Here is a 17,520-nt window from a genome sequence, read left to right as displayed (position 1 = left end):
ATCTTGAAAAGAGCTAAGAATGACACTTTTTAAAATTGATTAATAAAGTTAAATTGATTTAATTATCGGAGGTATAAAAATGTCAAACATTCCTAATGAATTAAAGTATACAAAGTCACATGAGTGGATAAAAATAGATGGTGATGAGGTTACAGTAGGTATTACAGAACATGCTCAGTCTCTATTAGGAGATCTTGTATATGTAGAACTGCCAGAGGTTGGGGAAGAACTTTCAACTGGTGATGATAGTTGTGTTGTTGAATCTGTTAAAGCTGCATCTGATGTATACTCTCCACTTGATGGGAAAATTATTGAGGTAAATGAGTCTTTAGTTGATGATCCTTCTCAAGTAAATAATGCGCCATATAAAGATGGTTGGTTATTTAAACTAAAAATTGCTGATGAGTCTCAGTTAGTTGACTTATTAAGTGCTGAAGCTTACGCAAAAAATATGGAAGAGTAGTTTTTATAACGGTATAAAGTTTTACTAATTTACTCTTTTTAGAAATCTCTTATACAAAGGCATGGAGGAAATATGTCTTTTATCCCACATAAGTCTGAACAAATTAAAAAGATGCTGGATACTATAGGTGCAAGTTCTATAGACCAGTTATTTGATGAGATTCCTACTCAGTTAAGAGCAGACACTCTAAAAATTCCAGATGGAATCAATGAAATACAACTAGCAAATGTCGCGAGAAAAAGAGCTAATAAAAATCACCATAATACAAACTATATAGGAGCTGGTGCATATAGTCATTATATACCATCTGCTATATGGGATATTGTAGCTCGTGGAGAGTTTTACACGGCATATACGCCATACCAGGCTGAGGCTTCTCAAGGAGGCTTACAAGTTATCTATGAGTTTCAAACCATGATGGCAGGATTAACTGGTATGGATGTATCAAATGCATCTATGTATGATGGGGCAACAGCATTAGCTGAATCTGTACTAATGGCGATTCGCTCTAATAAGAAAGCAAAATCGCAAAAGGTTTTGATTGCCGAGGCATTACATCCTACTTACTTAAATGTATTAGAAACTATCACAAAGCATCAAGGTATAGAGATTGATGTTGTAAGCCTTGATTCTAACAATGGCAAGACCAATGTTGCTAAACTTGATGATTTTGCAGATGCCAAATATGCTGCGGTGGTAGTCCAAAGTCCTAACTTCTTTGGTCAGATAGCAGATGTTGATAATCTTACAGATTGGGCGCACGAACATGGGGCTTTAGTAGTAGCTGTAACTAATCCAATGTCTTTGGCAATATTAAAATCGCCTGATAAATGGGGTGAAAAAGGAGCTGATATAGTGTGCGGCGAAGGTCAGCCAATGGGTGTACCTTTAGCTTCTGGTGGTCCATATTTTGGGTTTATGACTTGTAAGATGGCATATGTGCGTCAAATGCCTGGGCGTATTGTTGGTAGGACTGTTGATCTTGATGGTAATGAAGGTTTCTGTTTAACTCTACAAGCTAGAGAACAACATATTCGCCGTGCAAAAGCCACTTCAAATATCTGTACTAACCAAGGTCTTATGGTAACAGCGGCAACTATTTACATAAGTTTGCTTGGTGCTGAAGGTCTAGAAAGAGTTGCTAGTGTATCTCATGAGAATACTAAAAATTTAGCAAATGAATTGTCTAGGCTAGATGGAGTAAATGTTAGGTTTGATAAAGCATTCTTTAATGAAGTAGTTATTAATTTACCTGTAAATGCTGAGATTTTTGTAACAGAAATGGAAAAAGAAGGTATTGATTCGGGTTACTTCTTAGGTGAATATAGTAGCGACTTAGAAAACTCTATTATGATTTGTTCTACTGAAATCCATACACAAGAAGATTTTGGTGAATATATTGTAGCAACTAAGAAAGTTCTAGCTAGGTTAGGAGGTTATTTAAATGGTTATTTTTGAAAAAACTAGAGGTGTAAATTCACCAGCTGTAATGCCTAGTAAAAAAGGCGATATTTCAGATATTCCAGCAAGTATGCTTCGTTCTAAAAAACCTATTTTACCAGAGCAAGCAGAATTAGATGTAGTTAGACATTATACACAGTTATCACGTAAGAACTTTTGCATAGATACTAATTTTTATCCGTTAGGCTCTTGTACTATGAAGTATAATCCGCGCGCAGCACATAAATATGCTTCATTATCTGGCTTTTTAGAGAGACATCCATATGCAAGTAGTCAAAGTGCACAAGGTACTTTAGAGTGTTTATATGATCTGCAGGATTTGATTAAAGAATTAACAGGCATGACAGGAGTCTCGCTTGCTCCTATGGCAGGAGCTCAAGGTGAGTTCGCTGGTGTAGCTATGATAAAAGCATACCATCATAAACGAGGTGATTTTGAGCGTAATGAAATTATCGTTCCAGATGCCGCTCATGGAACAAATCCAGCTACTGCGAAAGTCTGTGGCTTAAAAGTTATTGAGATCCCAACAAAAAAATGTGGCGATATTGATATTGAAGCTCTTGATAAAGTACTTGGCCCAAAGACAGCAGGTATTATGCTTACAAACCCATCTACTGTTGGCGTGTTTGAAAGAAATATAGCTGTTATTGCAAAGAAAGTTCATGAGGCTGGAGGTCTATTATATTATGATGGTGCAAATTTAAATGCGATTATGGGCAAAGCTCGTCCTGGTGATATGGGCTTTGATGTTTTGCATATGAATCTACATAAAACTTTTGCGACTCCTCATGGTGGTGGTGGTCCAGGTGCTGGCCCAGTAGCTGTAAATGCTAAATTAAAAGAGTTTTTGCCAATACCATTAGTTGGTAAGAAAAATGATAAGTTTGTATGGCTAGAAGAAAAAGATGTACCAAATACCATCGGTAGATTATCTGCTTTTAATGGTAACATAGGTGTATTGCTTAGAGCATATATATATGGTGCAATGCTAGGTGGTAATGGCCTGACAGAAGCATCTGAAATAGCAACTCTAAATGCTAACTATATGATGGTTCGCTTAAAAGAAGAAGGCTTCACAATAGCATATCCTGACAGAATGGCGTCTCATGAGTTTATAGTGACTTTAAAACCAGAATTACAAAAATATGGTGTCACAGCTACAGATTTCGCTAAGTGTTTGATAGATAAAGGAGTACATGCTCCAACTATGTACTTCCCATTATTAGTGCCAGAATGCTTGTTAATAGAGCCTACTGAAACTGAGAATGTTGATAGTATGGAAATGTTTATCCAAGCAATGGTTGAAATTAGAGATATTGCAAAAGAGAACCCAGAGTATCTTAAAAAAGCACCATATAACCTACCATCTCGCCGTTTAGATGATGTTAAAGCTGCAAAAGAGCTTGATATTGTCTGGTCACCAAAATAATTTTGAGTAAATTATTATATTTTAATTATTTTAATAAATATAATCAATATATAGAAAGTCTGTCTAGATAAGCTTATTATGTTTATAGGAGAATATATGTCTAATAAAAAAAGTATAAATTGGGGTATTATAGGTGCTGGGAATATTGCTAAAAAAATGACTGCGGCAATAGCACAAATACCTGATGCCAAATTAGTTGCTGTAGCATCTAAGTCATTAGAAAGAGCAAAGTCTTTTGCAGAGAAAAATAATATTTAGCATTACTTTGATTATCAGGAAATAGTTAATTGTAAAGAAATTGATGTTATATATATTGAACTACACATAATTTTTATTTTGAAAATGCAAAGCTAGCATTAGAGCATAACAAACATGTACTTATAGAAAAACCTTTTACAGTAAATGCTACAGAAGCATTAGAATTAGTATGTATTGCAAGAGAAAAAAATCTTTTTCTAATGGAGGCTATTTGGACAAGGTTTTTACCAAGTATTAATTTAATAAAGAATAAAATACAAAAAGGTGAAATAGGAAATGTAAAAGAAATTGATATATCATTTGGTAATTTTGTAGCAACTGAGTATGAAAAAAGATTGAAAGATCCAAACTTAGCAGGTGGTGTTACATTAGATATGGGTATTTATCCAATTTCATTTATATGTTACATTTTAGGTGAGCTTCCAAAAGAAATTAAGTCTATGGTACATTTTAGCGATCTAGGTGTTGATGAAGTAGCAAATTATATGTTTAGATTTAAATCTGGATGTTTTGCTAATATAAAAACCAGTTATAATTTAATTATGAAAAATGGTGCTATTATATATGGGGATAAAGGTTATATTGAATTTCCAAATTTTCAATCTGGGGAGAAATTTACTTTAGTTAAACTAAATTGTCCCTGTTATTCAATACCACTTTATAAAATATTTTTATAGTTGAATTTTAATATTTAGGAATAAAAACTTAATTATTGTTTGTTTTACTACAACTCCCAAGCTTCAATAATATCTTCTTCAGTAATTTTTTTTGGTTGATATTCTTAAAATATATCATATATTGTTTTATAAGCTGGGCAATATACATACCTTCACCTGATATATAGAAAATATTATTTTCATTACAATACTTTAGTAGGTAATTTTTCTTATTATGCCTTTTCAGGCATAGCATGACAAAATACTATTTTTGTGCCTTTAATTAGATTTATAAACTGAATATTTTGCTCTAGATCAGGTGATGATGAAATAGGAGTTGCATCTACTACTAGATCATAAGGTCCTTCAAAATGGGGAATGTTCTCTATACCAAGTTCTTTTCTTTTTTGAGTCATTTTCTCAGCATTTCTACCGATGATAGTTACTTTGATACCTAAGTCTTGTAAGACTTTAAAAGCAACTCCAGAGACTCCGCCATTACCATAAATTATGGCAGTTTTGATATTCTGCTTAGATTCTTTGATACCTTTTGCTAAAGCAATTTGTAAACCATAACAATCAGTATTATAACCATAAAGCTTACCATCTTTATTAATAATTGTATTTACAGCTAGAGTTTGCTGTGCAAGAGGTTCAACATAATCTAAGAAAGAGATCACCTTTGATTTTAGACCATTATGAGCTGTGACAGTACCACCGTTTATAAAAGGTGCTCTAATAGTATCAGTATAAGTTTTAGCAGATATTGTCTCTTTAAATGTGAAATAACAGAGATTTAGACCTAATCTCTGTATAGCAGTATTATGTCTAGTTATTGATGAGTTACTACCAGATGTTGACAGTAAAAATTTAGTTTTAGTGTTTATAGGGGCTTTAGAGATATCTAGCATATATTTTAACCTATGATTTGTTAACTATGGATAATCATTAATGAGTGGGATCTTAAGCTTGGAAGTTTACCAATATTGACTTTTTGTATGGTTTCTGTGCCTGCTTGTTCATGATTAGCGACAATATACCATACTTTACTATCAGGTTTTGGTAAAAGATCATTTATCTCGTAATTATCAATAGCTGTCGCATTATAAACAATAATAATATCTTTCCAACTATCACCATTAGCGTAGTTTTTAAAGTGAGAGATAATAACACCAGATTTACTGTCATGATGAGCAGTTGTTATATTTAGGTTTTTATCAATAACTTTTCTGTTATTTATTCTAAATACGGGATGTTCTTTACGTAATTTTATTAATCCTTTAACATAGTTAAAGAACTCTTTGTAATGTAGTTTGTCTGACCAATGAAAGGCATTAATTTCATCGTCACTTTTATAACTATTATGATCGCCTTGCTTTGTTCTTAGAAACTCTGCACCACCATGTATGAAAGGTATTCCTTGAGAGGTTAGTATTATCCCTAAAGCTAAGGCATTTTGTCGTACAAGAGTATTTTCAAAAATATTACTAGGAAGATTATTTCTATAACAGTTCGTTGCGATATTATGATTTTGGCTTTTTTCAATTTGGTCCCATAGTGTGTAGTTATCATGGGCATCAACATAGTTGATAGATTCATTTGGTTTGGCAGTTAGGTTATGGATAGAGCCTCTCAAACCTTCGATAACATTACCTATATTTTCAGGGTTGTGAGAGTTACCATTTATAAAACCTTTGCCAGGGTTGTTGTTACCACGGATAGCATCTCTATAGGAGTCATTAAAAATAGAGAAATCTTGATTTCTTTGAGTGCCACGGTGAGTCCCATTTGTTAACGGTGAATTATCAGCTTTCCATGGTTCGCCATATATGATTATATTAGGGTCAACTTGCTTTATTTTTGTGACAATATTTTTTATAGTATCTAAGTCAATCAACTCCATTAGGTCAAAACGCACACCATTTATTTTGTAGTTTTTAATCCAATGAACAACAGAATCTTGAATAAATTTACTTACCATAGGGTGTTCAGTCGCTAACTCGTTACCACAACCTGAACCATTAGTAAAATTACCTAACTTATCAGTTCTAAAATAGTATTTAGGTACAATTTTATCTAAGTTTGATGTATCAGTCATATGGTTATAAACCATATCCATTACAACACCAATACCTTTTTGATGGAATTTTAAAACCATTTCTCTAACACCCTTGATTCTTTGAGTTGGATCATAAGGGTTCAGTGAGTAGCAACCATCAGGGGCATTATAGTTTTTAGGGTCATATCCCCAGTTTCTGTTGTCTTCTTCATCGATTTTTTTTTCATCAACCGAAGAGAAGTCAAAAATAGGTAGTAGATGTATATGAGTTATACCAAGTTCTACTAAACTATCTATTCCTGTTGATATCTGTTTATCATTATCTGCATAAATAGAATTTTCCTCTACTGCACCGAGAAATTTACCACGAAGATTTTCATCTATGCCACTTTCTGGGCTTATTGTGAAATCACGCAAATGCACTTCATAAAGAATAGCATTATTTTTGTTTGTAATTTTTTGAGATTTATCTTCTAACCATTTTTCTGGCATTAGCTCAGAATTATTTAAATCTACCAAGAAACCACAATCACCATTTATGCCTAATCCACAAGTATAAGGGTCTACAGCGTAGGTTATTTTTGTGTAGATATTTCCTCTAGGATCTAAATCATCAAAATATAACTTATATAAATAATATTTATTTTCGTAGCTACTGCGATTTATTTTCACATGGTGGGTTCCGTACTCTAATTCTGGTATTAGTTCATATGAGGAGTCAGGTTGCTTTTTGTTATTAGGTGAGTCTTCATTATACAAAAGAACTTCAATTTTTTTAGCTGTAGGTGCCCATAGTCTTAGGGATATTATATTTTCGTTAAAAATTACTCCCATATCATTTTTTGGATAGTAAAATTTATCTAGGTAGTTCCCCATTAATACTTTTGTTGGTAAAAAAATATTGTTTGCACGGATTTCAATTAAATCTGAACCTTTTATATTACTTGGAAGGTTTGTAAATATTATCTGTTGAGACTTCTCTTTTATAATAATATCAATATCAGCAACTTTGCTAGAATTTATCCATAGTTCAAAAAGTGTCCCAATTTGTGGTTTATCTGATAAGTAGGCTTTAATTTTATCACTTTGATCCATTACAGTATATTCTATTTTAGGGTTTGTTCTATTTATAACATCTATTAGAGAAGTATAAATATGAGCATCACCTTGAATAATGTAATAGTTATTATATTGTTCAGATATATCAAAGGAGTTAGTTTGTTCAGCCCATTCATTATGCCAATGCATGGACCATGTTTTTTTTCTAGCTATAACATTATTTTTGTTACATATAGCATAAACCCCAAAATCACTTTGGCTAGATAAAAAAACTATTTCAGTTGATTGATCTTCACTATAAGTCCATAGATCCCAGCTAAAGTTCTCTCCATGGTATAGACCATCTTTTTTGATAAAGTGTACTAGAGCTCCATGTCTTTGTTCTCTAACTATATCAAAACTTTTCTCAGCACTAATAGAAGGATCTTGTTTACTAAAGCATTTGATATTAATTTGAGATGTTTCCTTACTAATATTTGGATCAACGAAAAGTTTATTATTAGTGATGTGTGTCTGAGAACTTTTGAGGGAAATTTCCCAGTCTACATCTACAATTTTATAGCGTTGATTAACTGATTTTGTAACAGCGGCTAAGTCGACTTTATAACCTAGAGCTATAAAATTTTCGGATGATTTAATTTCTAGTTTATTTGAGCTAACAAGCCAGTTAAAACTTAAAGGGATAAAATCATTATCATTTATTGAAACTTTAAATTCACTACCTTCTAAATCAACTAATATAAAAGAGTATTGGTTTGTTCCTGGGTTAAGATTTTCTATAGCAAATATATCTTTAGTTAGCCATAAGCTGCCATCATTACTATCTATAGTCCAGGTAAGTTTAAGCTCCTCTTGCTTTTGCCAGTTGTTAAATTTTCCTACAACATATCCATGTAAGAATCCGTTTGCTTGTATCCTAAATCTAATACTATTTGTTTCATAGTCTAGATTAATATCATGAGCAACATTTAGTAAGCTAAAATTTCCAGCTTTGTCTTGAATCCAAATATTCTGATCTATTGTTTGCATATAATATAATTTCTCTTTCAATTAAATATACGTATGATTATTGCTATTACGAAGCTACCGGTTTTAGAACCAACGTAGCCATTGGAGGTATTTTGATGCTCAATCTTTGATCAAAGCTATGTAAATTTTCTTGTTCTGTAAATATTTTATTTTCGATAATTTGTCCAGAACCGCCAAATTTGAGTTCATCTGAATTAAAAACTTCTTTATATGAGCCTGCCCTTGGAACACCTAAATGATAGTTGTAATATACTTCAGGTGTGAAGTTACATATAAAAATCAAATGGTTGCCAGCCTTATCATTTCTTACAAATGATAAAATACTTTGTTCGGAGTTATTTGCATCTATCCAATTGAAACCTTGGTGATCATAATCACATTCCCAAAGAGCTGTTTCACGACGATAAAAATCATTTAGTTCTTTGAAAAAGGTTAGTGTTTGTTTATGAGCATCATATTCATCAACAACTTGCCATTGCAGCTGTTCATACTCTCGCCATTCAACAAATTGTCCAAATTCGCTACCCATGAAAATAAGCTTTTTACCAGGATGTCCTATCATGTATGTCATGTACAAGCGTAAGCCTGCATATTTATTCCATAAATCTCCCCACATTTTATTGATTAGAGATTTTTTGCCATGAACAACTTCATCATGAGATATTGATAATATAAATTTCTCTGAGTAGTGATATACCATTGAGAAGGTAATTAAATTATGATGATATTTACGATAAACAGGGTCTAATGCAATATATCTTAGAGTATCGTTCATCCATCCCATATTCCATTTAAAATCAAAACCAAGACCACCATCCTCTACAGGCGTTGAGATGTCTGGCCAAGATGATGATTCTTCAGCTATTGTCAAAGCACCTTTACATGTGTGTTTAAGTACGCTGTTTAGCTCTTTTAAGAATGTTGCTCCTTCTAGATTTTCATGCCCACCATAGATATTTGGCTCCCATTGCCCATCTTCTCTATCATAATTTAAGTAAAGGATATTTGATACAGCATCAACACGAATTCCATCAATATGAAACTCATTTATCCAGTACATTGCATTTGATATGAGGAAACATTTGACTTCACTTCGACCTAGATCAAAGTTTTTTGTACCCCAACCTTTATTTTCAGCTTTGTTATAGTTTTGGTATTCATAACAAGCACTACCATCAAAGTTTATTAAGCCATGTAAATCTTTACAAAAATGTCCAGGAACCCAGTCTAGAATTACCCCAATATTTTTATTATGTAGTTTATCAATAAGACGTTTTAAACCTACAGAATCGCCATGACGACTATTTACAGAGTAAAATCCAGTTGGTTGATATCCCCAAGAGGCATCTAAAGGATGCTCATGAAGAGGCATAAATTCAACATGGGTATATCCCATTTCCTTAACATATTTTGGAAGAGTTTCAGCTATTTCATCATAACTCATAAATTCATCATCTTTGGTTTTCCAAGATGCTAGGTGAAGCTCATAAGTATTGATAGGATTTTGATAATAATCAACTTTTGCACGTTTTTTAAGCCATTTATCATCATGCCATTTATATTTTGTCTTTGTATTGATAATAGAGGCTGTACTTGGCCTTAATTCAGATAAAACTGCATAAGGATCACTTTTATGGACTTGTTGGTTAGTATCTTTATTTGTAACAACAAATTTATATTTATCTCCCTCCTTTGCTTCAGGTATAAAGATACTCCATAGTCCTAACTCACTAATAGCTTTCATATAGTATTTATCATTTATTCCCCAGAAACTAAAATCACCAATCACACAAATGTTTTTAGCATTAGGAGCCCATGTTGTAAACCTGATACCTGTAACCTTATCCTCTCGAGCTTTATGAGCACCCATAAAATTATATGCATAGATATGTTTGCCTTCATGGAAGTAGCACTTATCTAGATCGCTTATGTGTGTGTTTGTGTCAAAACTTTGTTTTAATTTTTTCATAAAGCTCCTAATCAAAAAAAATATAAAATGAACTTCATCATCCACAAAAGTAGAGTCTGTTAAGAAGTTTATAAATATCATTGTTTTTATACTAACAAATTATTAACAGCTATAGTATTACTAAGTTTATATCAGCTTAATAAATTAGCTAAATAAGTATGAAAAAATCTATAAATAATAAGTTTATTAATCATTCTAAATTGAGAAAGATAGTGGTAAGATGAATAGTATATTAGTTTTATTTATGGAATGTTGATTATGTATTAATCAATAGCAAAACACTAAGGTAAAATAAAGAAAATGGCAATTCAAACTGTATCGACAAAACCTTTTGCTAATCAAAAACCAGGAACGTCTGGATTACGTAATAAAGTCAAAGTCTTTAAACAGTCTGGATATTTAGAAAACTTTGTTCAATCAATATTTAATTCCTTAGATAATATCGCAGGTAAAACTTTAGTAGTAGGTGGGGATGGTAGGTATTACAATAAAGTAGCAATACAGACTATTATCCATATAGCTGCAGCTAACAAATTTTCTAAAATAATTGTTGGTCATAATGGCATATTATCAACTCCTGCTGCTAGTTGTGTGATCAGAAAGTATAAAGCTTTTGGTGGAGTGATTTTATCTGCAAGTCATAATCCTGGTGGTCCAAATGGTGATTTTGGTATAAAATATAATATTTCAAATGGAGGTCCTGCTCCAGAGAAACTTACAGACAAAATTTATCAAGAAACTCAAAATATTGATAGGTATTATATAAGTGATGCTAGCCAAGCTACTATAGATTTAGACAAAGTTGGTACATACGTAGTAGAAAGTGCGACCGTAGAAGTTATTGATTCTGTAGCTGATTATGCTGAGTTAATGCAACAAATATTCGATTTTGAAAAAATTCGTCAGTTATTTATAAAAGGTTTTAAAGTTCGTTTTGATTCAATGAGTGCTGTTTCTGGACCTTATGCAAAATATATTTTTGAAACCATATTAAATGCTCCTGTTGGAACGGTTGTTAATGCCGAGCCTTTAGAAGATTTTGGTGGTCTTCATCCTGATCCTAATCCGGTAAATGCTGCAGATTTAGTAAAGCACATGCGAAGTGGTGAGTATGATTTTGGAGCAGCTTCTGATGGCGATGCAGATAGAAATATGATTGTTGGTAAAAAGATTGATGTAGCACCGTCAGATAGTTTAGCTATTATGGCTGCTAATGCGAATCTTATCCCAGTATACTTAAAAGGACTTAAAGGTGTTGCAAGATCTATACCAACATCAACGGCTGTCGATAGAGTGGCAGAATCTTTAAATATCCCATGTTTTGAAACTCCAACAGGTTGGAAGTTTTTCGGTAATCTTCTTGATGCTAACAAAATTACCCTTTGTGGCGAAGAAAGTTATGGAACAGGCTCTGATCATATTCGCGAAAAGGATGGTGTTTGGGCCGTTTTATATTGGTTAAATTTAGTAGCTGCAACAAATAAAAATATAGATGATTTGGTAATTGAACATTGGCAAAAATTTGGGCGCAATTTTTATTCTAGACATGATTATGAGGCAATTGATAATAAAATTGCTAATCAAATTATGTCCTCATTAAGACAGAAGGTTATAGGGTTACAAGGAAGTAAGCTTTGTGGTAAGACTGTATGCAAGGCTGATGATTTTAGTTATAAAGATCCAATTGATGGTTCAGTTTCAAATCATCAGGGTATTAGAGTTATTTTAGAAGATGGCTCTCGTATCGTATTTAGGCTATCTGGTACAGGAACACAAGGAGCTACTTTAAGAGTATATTTAGAGAAATATCAAGAGGATGTTAACAGTTTTGATATCCCAACACAACAAGCTTTAGCAGATTTAGTAGATACCGCAGAGAGTTTGACAAATGTCAAATTTTTAACAGGAATGAATAAACCAACTGTTATAACCTAATTCGTAAGGAAATATTAAACAAAGGAGTTAATAATATTATGAAATATTCTGATACCTCACCAAATCATCAATTATATAAAAAAGCTATGGCATTAGTTTTGGCAGGAGGTCGCGGATCTCGCTTATATAATCTGACTGATACTCGTGCAAAACCAGCGGTTTATTTTGGTGGTAAGTTTAGAATTATAGATTTTGCTTTATCTAACTGTTTAAATTCTGGGATACGTAAAATAGGAGTTGTGACTCAATATAAGTCACATTCATTATTACGTCATTTACAGCGTGGCTGGGGTTTTTTAAGAGGTGAGTTAAATGAGTTTATAGACTTACTTCCTGCACAACAAAGAGTTAATGAAGAGCATTGGTATAGAGGTACAGCTGATGCGGTTTACCAAAATATTGATATTTTACGCTCATATTCTCCAGAATATGTTGTTGTATTGGCAGGTGATCATATCTATAAGATGGACTATTCTGTAATGTTACGTGATCATGCGAAAAGTGGTTGTAAATGTACAGTAGGGTGTGTTGAAATTCCTAAAGAAGAGGCTTTTGCCTTTGGGATAATGGGTATTGATAAAGAGCGTAAAGTGACAGGTTTTGTTGAGAAGCCTCAAGAGAATGCTCCAACAATACCTGGTGATTCAGATAGATGTTTAGCAAGTATGGGTATTTATATTTTTAACTCGGATTATCTATATGATCTTCTTGAAGAAGACATTACAAATAATCTATCAAGTCATGATTTCGGAAAAGATATAATTCCAAGAGCAGTAAAAGAGCAGCAGGCTTTAGCTCACCCATTTAGCATGTCTTGTGTACCTAGAGGTGAGGGTGTTGAACCATATTGGAGAGATGTAGGTACAATTGATGCTTTTTGGGCAGCCAACCTTGATTTAGCAGCAAATATGCCAGAGTTTAATTTATATGATAAAGACTGGCCTGTTTGGACTGCTCAAGAGCAGTTGCCTCCTGCGAAATTTGTACCGGATCAAAAAGGTAACAATGGTGTTATTACAAATACTTTAGCTTCTTGCGGATGTATAGTACTTGGTTCAGAGCTTTCTAAGACATTAATGTTCTCAAATGTTAGGATATCATCATACTGTATTATTGATCAGTCGGTTATAATGCCGGGTGTTGTCGTCGGTGAGAATTGTCGTTTGAAAAAAGTTGTAATTGACAAAGGTTGTGATATTCCTGATGGCATGGTTATTGGTGAGAACCCTAAAGAAGATGCTAAGAATTTTTTTAGAACTGACAAAGGTGTAGTCTTAGTTACTAAGCCTATGATTGATAAGTTAATAAAATAAGTTAATTGAATATAAGAGAAAATCATGCGAATTTTACATGTCTGTAGTGAGCTATATCCACTACTAAAAACTGGAGGTCTTGCCGATGTTACAGCTGCGTTACCTCCGGCATTGTCAGAAATAGGTGTTGACAGTAGAGTTTTAGTTCCTGGCTTTCCAGCATTTATGAACAATGTTGAAGAAAAAGAACTTTTAATAGAGCTATCAACAAAATTTGATGATAAGGTAGCTATATTTATAGCAAAGATCCCTAATACAGAAATCAAAATATATGTGATTGATGCTCCTAGTTTATATGATCGTCCAGGAAATCCTTATGCTGATAAAGATAATAATGGGTACGTAGATAATTATAAAAGATTTGCATTATTAGGTTGGGTTGCAGCTGAGCTAGTAAAGGGCTTGGATTGTCAGTGGATTCCTAATATAGTGCATGGCCACGATTGGCACTCAGGACTAGTTCCTGCATATATAAAAGCAGCAGAAATCACAACAGGTATAAAAAGTGTCAAGTCTGTGTTTACTATACATAATTTAGCATATCAAGGGCTCTTCCCAATAGATATATTTCCAGAATTAGGTTTGCCTAAAAGTTTCCTAGGTATGGATGGTTTAGAGTTTTATGGGCAAGTATCTTTTTTGAAAGCAGGCTTAAACTTTGCTGATAAAATTACTACTGTTAGTCCAACATATGCTAAAGAAATTCAATCATATGAACAAGGTTGTGGTTTAGATGGATTATTATCTAAAAGGAAAAATGATTTATATGGTATTTTGAATGGGGTAGATCCTAGTGTTTGGAACCCACGCATAGATCCTGTTATAAAAAATAAATACTCTAAAGGATCTGTTGCTATTAGTAAAGCAAAAAATAAATCATTTTTACAGAGATCAAAAGGTCTTAAGATCCAAAATACTGCGCCTTTATTTGGTTTAGTTAGTCGTCTAACAGAACAAAAAGGGTTACATCTTGTTATTGCTGGTTTAGAAGAAATCTTATCTAAAGGTGGACAGCTTGTCTTATTAGGCAGTGGCGATCGTATTTTAGAAAATGAATTTAAAACTATAGCAGAAAAATATCCTAATTCTGTATCTGTGCAGATAGGTTATGATGAGAAATATGCTCATGAGATTGTTGCAGCTTGTGATGTTATTTTGGTTTCTTCTCGCTTTGAACCTTGTGGTTTAACGCAGCTTTATGGATTAGTTTATGGTACTTTACCTTTAGTTCATAAGGTAGGAGGGCTAGCAGATACAGTTACAGATACCTCTTTAGAGAACTTAGCAGATAACACTGCAACAGGTTTTGTATTTGAGAAATTTACAGTAGAAAGTTACAAGCGAGCTGTTCGCAGAGCTTTTGCATTATATGATCGCAAAGTTGATTGGAGAAAAGTTAGACAAATAGCAATGCAACAAGATGTTAGCTGGAGCGCTGCGGCTAACAGGCTATATGGTATTTATCAACAATTAGTAAAGGAAATAGATTAAAAAAATCTCATATATCTTGTATAGAAAATGTTTTAATGACATTATATTGCCAAATTAAATCAATATTTTTTAACTGAAGTAAATTTCTTATTAAAGGTTTTATTAAAATGAATAAAAAAAATCAGATAGAGCTATATCTTGAAAAAATACTAAACTGTGATGTTAGCCAAGCAAATGATCAAGACTTGTATTATGCTTTGTTAACCTATGCTAAAGAACAAACAGCTAAACTTCCTGAGCAAAGTTATAAAAAGAAAATTTACTATATTTCTAGTGAGTTTTTGATTGGAAAAATGTTAATTAGTAACCTAGTTAATTTAGGTGTTTACGATGATGTTTGTCAGGTATTAAAAGATAGTGGCAAAAATATTGTACAAATTGAAGAGTTTGAGCCAGAACCATCTTTAGGTAATGGTGGTTTAGGAAGATTAGCCGCATGTTTTTTAGACTCTATAGCATCTTTAGGTATTCCAGGTACAGGTATTAGTTTGAACTATCATTATGGTTTATTTAAGCAAAAATTTAAAAATCATAGCCAAAGTGAAAGACCAAATCCTTGGATAGAAAAGCTAGGTTGGTTAAATAAGAAAGATGCGAGCTATAAAATTGATTTTAATAATTTTAGCGTTGAGTCCCAATTATGCGAGATTGATGTAGTTGGTTACGCAAATAATTTTGTAAATAAATTATGCTTATTTGATATTACTAGTGTTGATCCAGATGTGATAGAGGATGATATATCTTTTGATAAAACTGCTATACAGAAAAATTTGACACTATTTCTATACCCTGATGATAGTGATGAAGATGGCCATCTTTTAAGAATTTTCCAACAATATTTTATGGTAAGCAATGCAGTTAGTTTAATTTTCTCAGATATTACTAAAAATGGTTATTCATTAGAAAACTTACCAGAGTATGCTGTTGTACAAATTAATGATACTCATCCAACTTTAGTTATTCCTGAGTTGATTCGTCAATTGGTAGCTAATGGTATAGATATTGATAAAGCTATAGAGCTTGTTAGTAAAACTGCCGCGTATACCAATCATACGATTTTAGCCGAAGCCTTAGAAAAGTGGCCTTTAAGTTATTTAGAAAAAGTTTTATCTAGTCAAATGATAGATATTATTAAATATTTAGATAAGAAAACTAAAGAGCACTATAAAGATCATGAGCTTGCGATAATTGATGATAATGATTGTGTTCATATGGCACATATTTGTATTCATTACAGCTTTAGTGTTAATGGTGTTGCTGCACTTCATACAGAGATCTTAAAAAAATCAGAGTTAAAGCACTTTAATGATATATATCCGACTAAATTTAATAACAAAACTAATGGTATTACATTTAGACGTTGGTTGTTGCAAGCAAATCCGGAATTAGCATCTTATCTGAAAAATTTAGTAGGTGATAGTTATATCCAAGATTCAAAACAATTAGAAAAACTATTAGCATATCACAATGATAAAAATGTACTGACTAAGCTTGATGATATTAAAAAAACTAAAAAAGAGCAGTTTATAGAGTTTGCAAGCTATTATTCAGGTGTCGATCTATTAAAAGATGGTATCTTTGATGTTCAAATAAAACGTATTCATGAATATAAGCGTCAACAAATGAATGCTTTATATATCATTCATAAATATCTTGAAATTAAATCAGGGCTTTATCTAAAGCCTAAGCGACCAATTAATTTTATTTTTGGTGGTAAGGCTGCTCCTGCTTATACGATTGCTAAACACATTATTCATTTGATTTTATGCTTACAAGAGCTAATTAATAATGATGAAGAGGTTAATCAATATATTCGTGTACTTTTTGTTGAGAATTATAATGTTAGTGTAGCTGAGAAACTGATTCCAGCTACAGATGTTTCTGAACAAATATCTTTAGCCTCTAAAGAAGCTAGTGGTACAGGTAATATGAAGTTCATGCTAAATGGAGCTATTACTCTTGGTACTATGGATGGTGCTAACGTTGAAATAGCGGAGTTAGTAGGAAGTACTAATATTTATACATTTGGTAAAGATAGCAATACGATTATTGACTTATATAAAACACATGGCTATAAGTCGATAGATTATTATCACAATCCAGTTATTAAAAATGTTGTTGATTTTATAATTTCTCCAACCTTATTATCAATTGGGGATAAAGACAAATTAATTCCCTTGTTTAATGAGCTAATTAGTAAAGATTGGTTTATGACTTTGATAGATTTAGTTGAGTATATTAAAATTAAAGATAAAGTATTTAGAGATTATGAATATCGCGAACATTGGCTAAGAATGAGCTTAGTAAATACAGCTAAATCTGGTTTCTTTAGTTCAGATAGAACTATTAGTCAATATAACAAACATATTTGGAAGATTTAATCTAAAGAGATGTTTTT

The 17,520-nt window shown here is 32.4% G+C and carries 11 protein-coding genes and 1 pseudogene; 9 read left to right on the top strand and 3 right to left on the bottom strand.

The window, feature by feature from the left end; genetic code table 11:
* Positions 1 to 79 precede the first annotated feature (79 nt).
* The 5 genes from gcvH to CDV26_RS08555 all read left to right on the top strand — a co-directional run bounded on the left by gcvH (position 80) and on the right by CDV26_RS08555 (position 4,288).
* A complete protein-coding gene (gene gcvH, locus CDV26_RS08575) occupies positions 80 to 463 on the top strand; it encodes a glycine cleavage system protein GcvH (protein WP_088772927.1) in 384 nt (127 codons plus the stop codon).
* Positions 464 to 535: 72 nt separating this feature from the next.
* On the top strand, positions 536 to 1,921 hold the full coding sequence (gcvPA, locus tag CDV26_RS08570; RefSeq protein ID WP_088772926.1) for an aminomethyl-transferring glycine dehydrogenase subunit GcvPA: 1,386 nt from the start codon (positions 536 to 538) through the stop codon (positions 1,919 to 1,921).
* Positions 1,908 to 3,353, top strand: a complete 1,446-nt coding sequence (gene gcvPB, locus CDV26_RS08565) for an aminomethyl-transferring glycine dehydrogenase subunit GcvPB (protein WP_088772925.1) — start codon at positions 1,908 to 1,910, stop codon at positions 3,351 to 3,353. The genes gcvPA and gcvPB overlap by 14 nt, the downstream gene beginning before the upstream one ends.
* A 96-nt stretch (positions 3,354 to 3,449) precedes the next feature.
* The gene (locus CDV26_RS13655) at positions 3,450 to 3,611 is read left to right on the top strand and encodes a Gfo/Idh/MocA family oxidoreductase (protein ID WP_157671559.1); all 162 of its coding nucleotides are present in this window, start codon (positions 3,450 to 3,452) and stop codon (positions 3,609 to 3,611) included.
* A 200-nt stretch (positions 3,612 to 3,811) separates the two neighbouring features.
* Positions 3,812 to 4,288, top strand: coding sequence for a Gfo/Idh/MocA family protein (locus tag CDV26_RS08555; RefSeq protein WP_088772923.1), 477 nt, complete (start codon positions 3,812 to 3,814; stop codon positions 4,286 to 4,288).
* A gap of 47 nt (positions 4,289 to 4,335) precedes the next feature.
* Here CDV26_RS08555 and CDV26_RS08550 read toward each other — a convergent pair.
* The 3 genes and pseudogenes from CDV26_RS08550 to glgB all read right to left on the bottom strand — a co-directional run bounded on the left by CDV26_RS08550 (position 4,336) and on the right by glgB (position 10,383).
* A pseudogene (locus tag CDV26_RS08550) lies at positions 4,336 to 5,178 on the bottom strand (shikimate dehydrogenase family protein).
* A gap of 20 nt (positions 5,179 to 5,198) precedes the next feature.
* Complete coding sequence (gene pulA / locus CDV26_RS08545) at positions 5,199 to 8,414, bottom strand: type I pullulanase (RefSeq protein ID WP_088772922.1); 3,216 nt, start codon at positions 8,412 to 8,414, stop codon at positions 5,199 to 5,201.
* Between the two features lie 46 nt (positions 8,415 to 8,460).
* The gene (gene glgB / locus CDV26_RS08540; RefSeq protein ID WP_088773482.1) at positions 8,461 to 10,383 is read right to left on the bottom strand and encodes a 1,4-alpha-glucan branching protein GlgB; all 1,923 of its coding nucleotides are present in this window, start codon (positions 10,381 to 10,383) and stop codon (positions 8,461 to 8,463) included.
* Positions 10,384 to 10,683: 300 nt separating this feature from the next.
* Here glgB and CDV26_RS08535 point away from each other — a divergent pair, with 300 nt between their 5' ends.
* From CDV26_RS08535 to glgP, 4 genes are all read left to right on the top strand, one after another.
* Complete coding sequence (locus CDV26_RS08535; protein WP_088772921.1) at positions 10,684 to 12,318, top strand: alpha-D-glucose phosphate-specific phosphoglucomutase; 1,635 nt, start codon at positions 10,684 to 10,686, stop codon at positions 12,316 to 12,318.
* 38 nt (positions 12,319 to 12,356) lie between these two features.
* Positions 12,357 to 13,631: a glucose-1-phosphate adenylyltransferase gene (gene glgC / locus CDV26_RS08530; RefSeq protein WP_088772920.1), complete on the top strand. Its 1,275-nt coding sequence runs from the start codon at positions 12,357 to 12,359 to the stop codon at positions 13,629 to 13,631.
* A 24-nt stretch (positions 13,632 to 13,655) separates the two neighbouring features.
* Positions 13,656 to 15,122: a glycogen synthase GlgA gene (gene glgA / locus CDV26_RS08525; RefSeq protein ID WP_088772919.1), complete on the top strand. Its 1,467-nt coding sequence runs from the start codon at positions 13,656 to 13,658 to the stop codon at positions 15,120 to 15,122.
* Positions 15,123 to 15,229: 107 nt separating this feature from the next.
* A complete protein-coding gene (gene glgP / locus CDV26_RS08520) occupies positions 15,230 to 17,503 on the top strand; it encodes a glycogen/starch/alpha-glucan family phosphorylase (RefSeq protein ID WP_088772918.1) in 2,274 nt (757 codons plus the stop codon).
* Positions 17,504 to 17,520 lie beyond the last annotated feature (17 nt).

Source organism: Francisella halioticida, from assembly GCF_002211785.1.
Taxonomy (GTDB): Bacteria; Pseudomonadota; Gammaproteobacteria; order Francisellales; family Francisellaceae; genus Francisella; species Francisella halioticida.
Note: the sequence above shows the minus strand (reverse complement) of the source record. Positions and strands in the feature narration are given on the sequence as shown.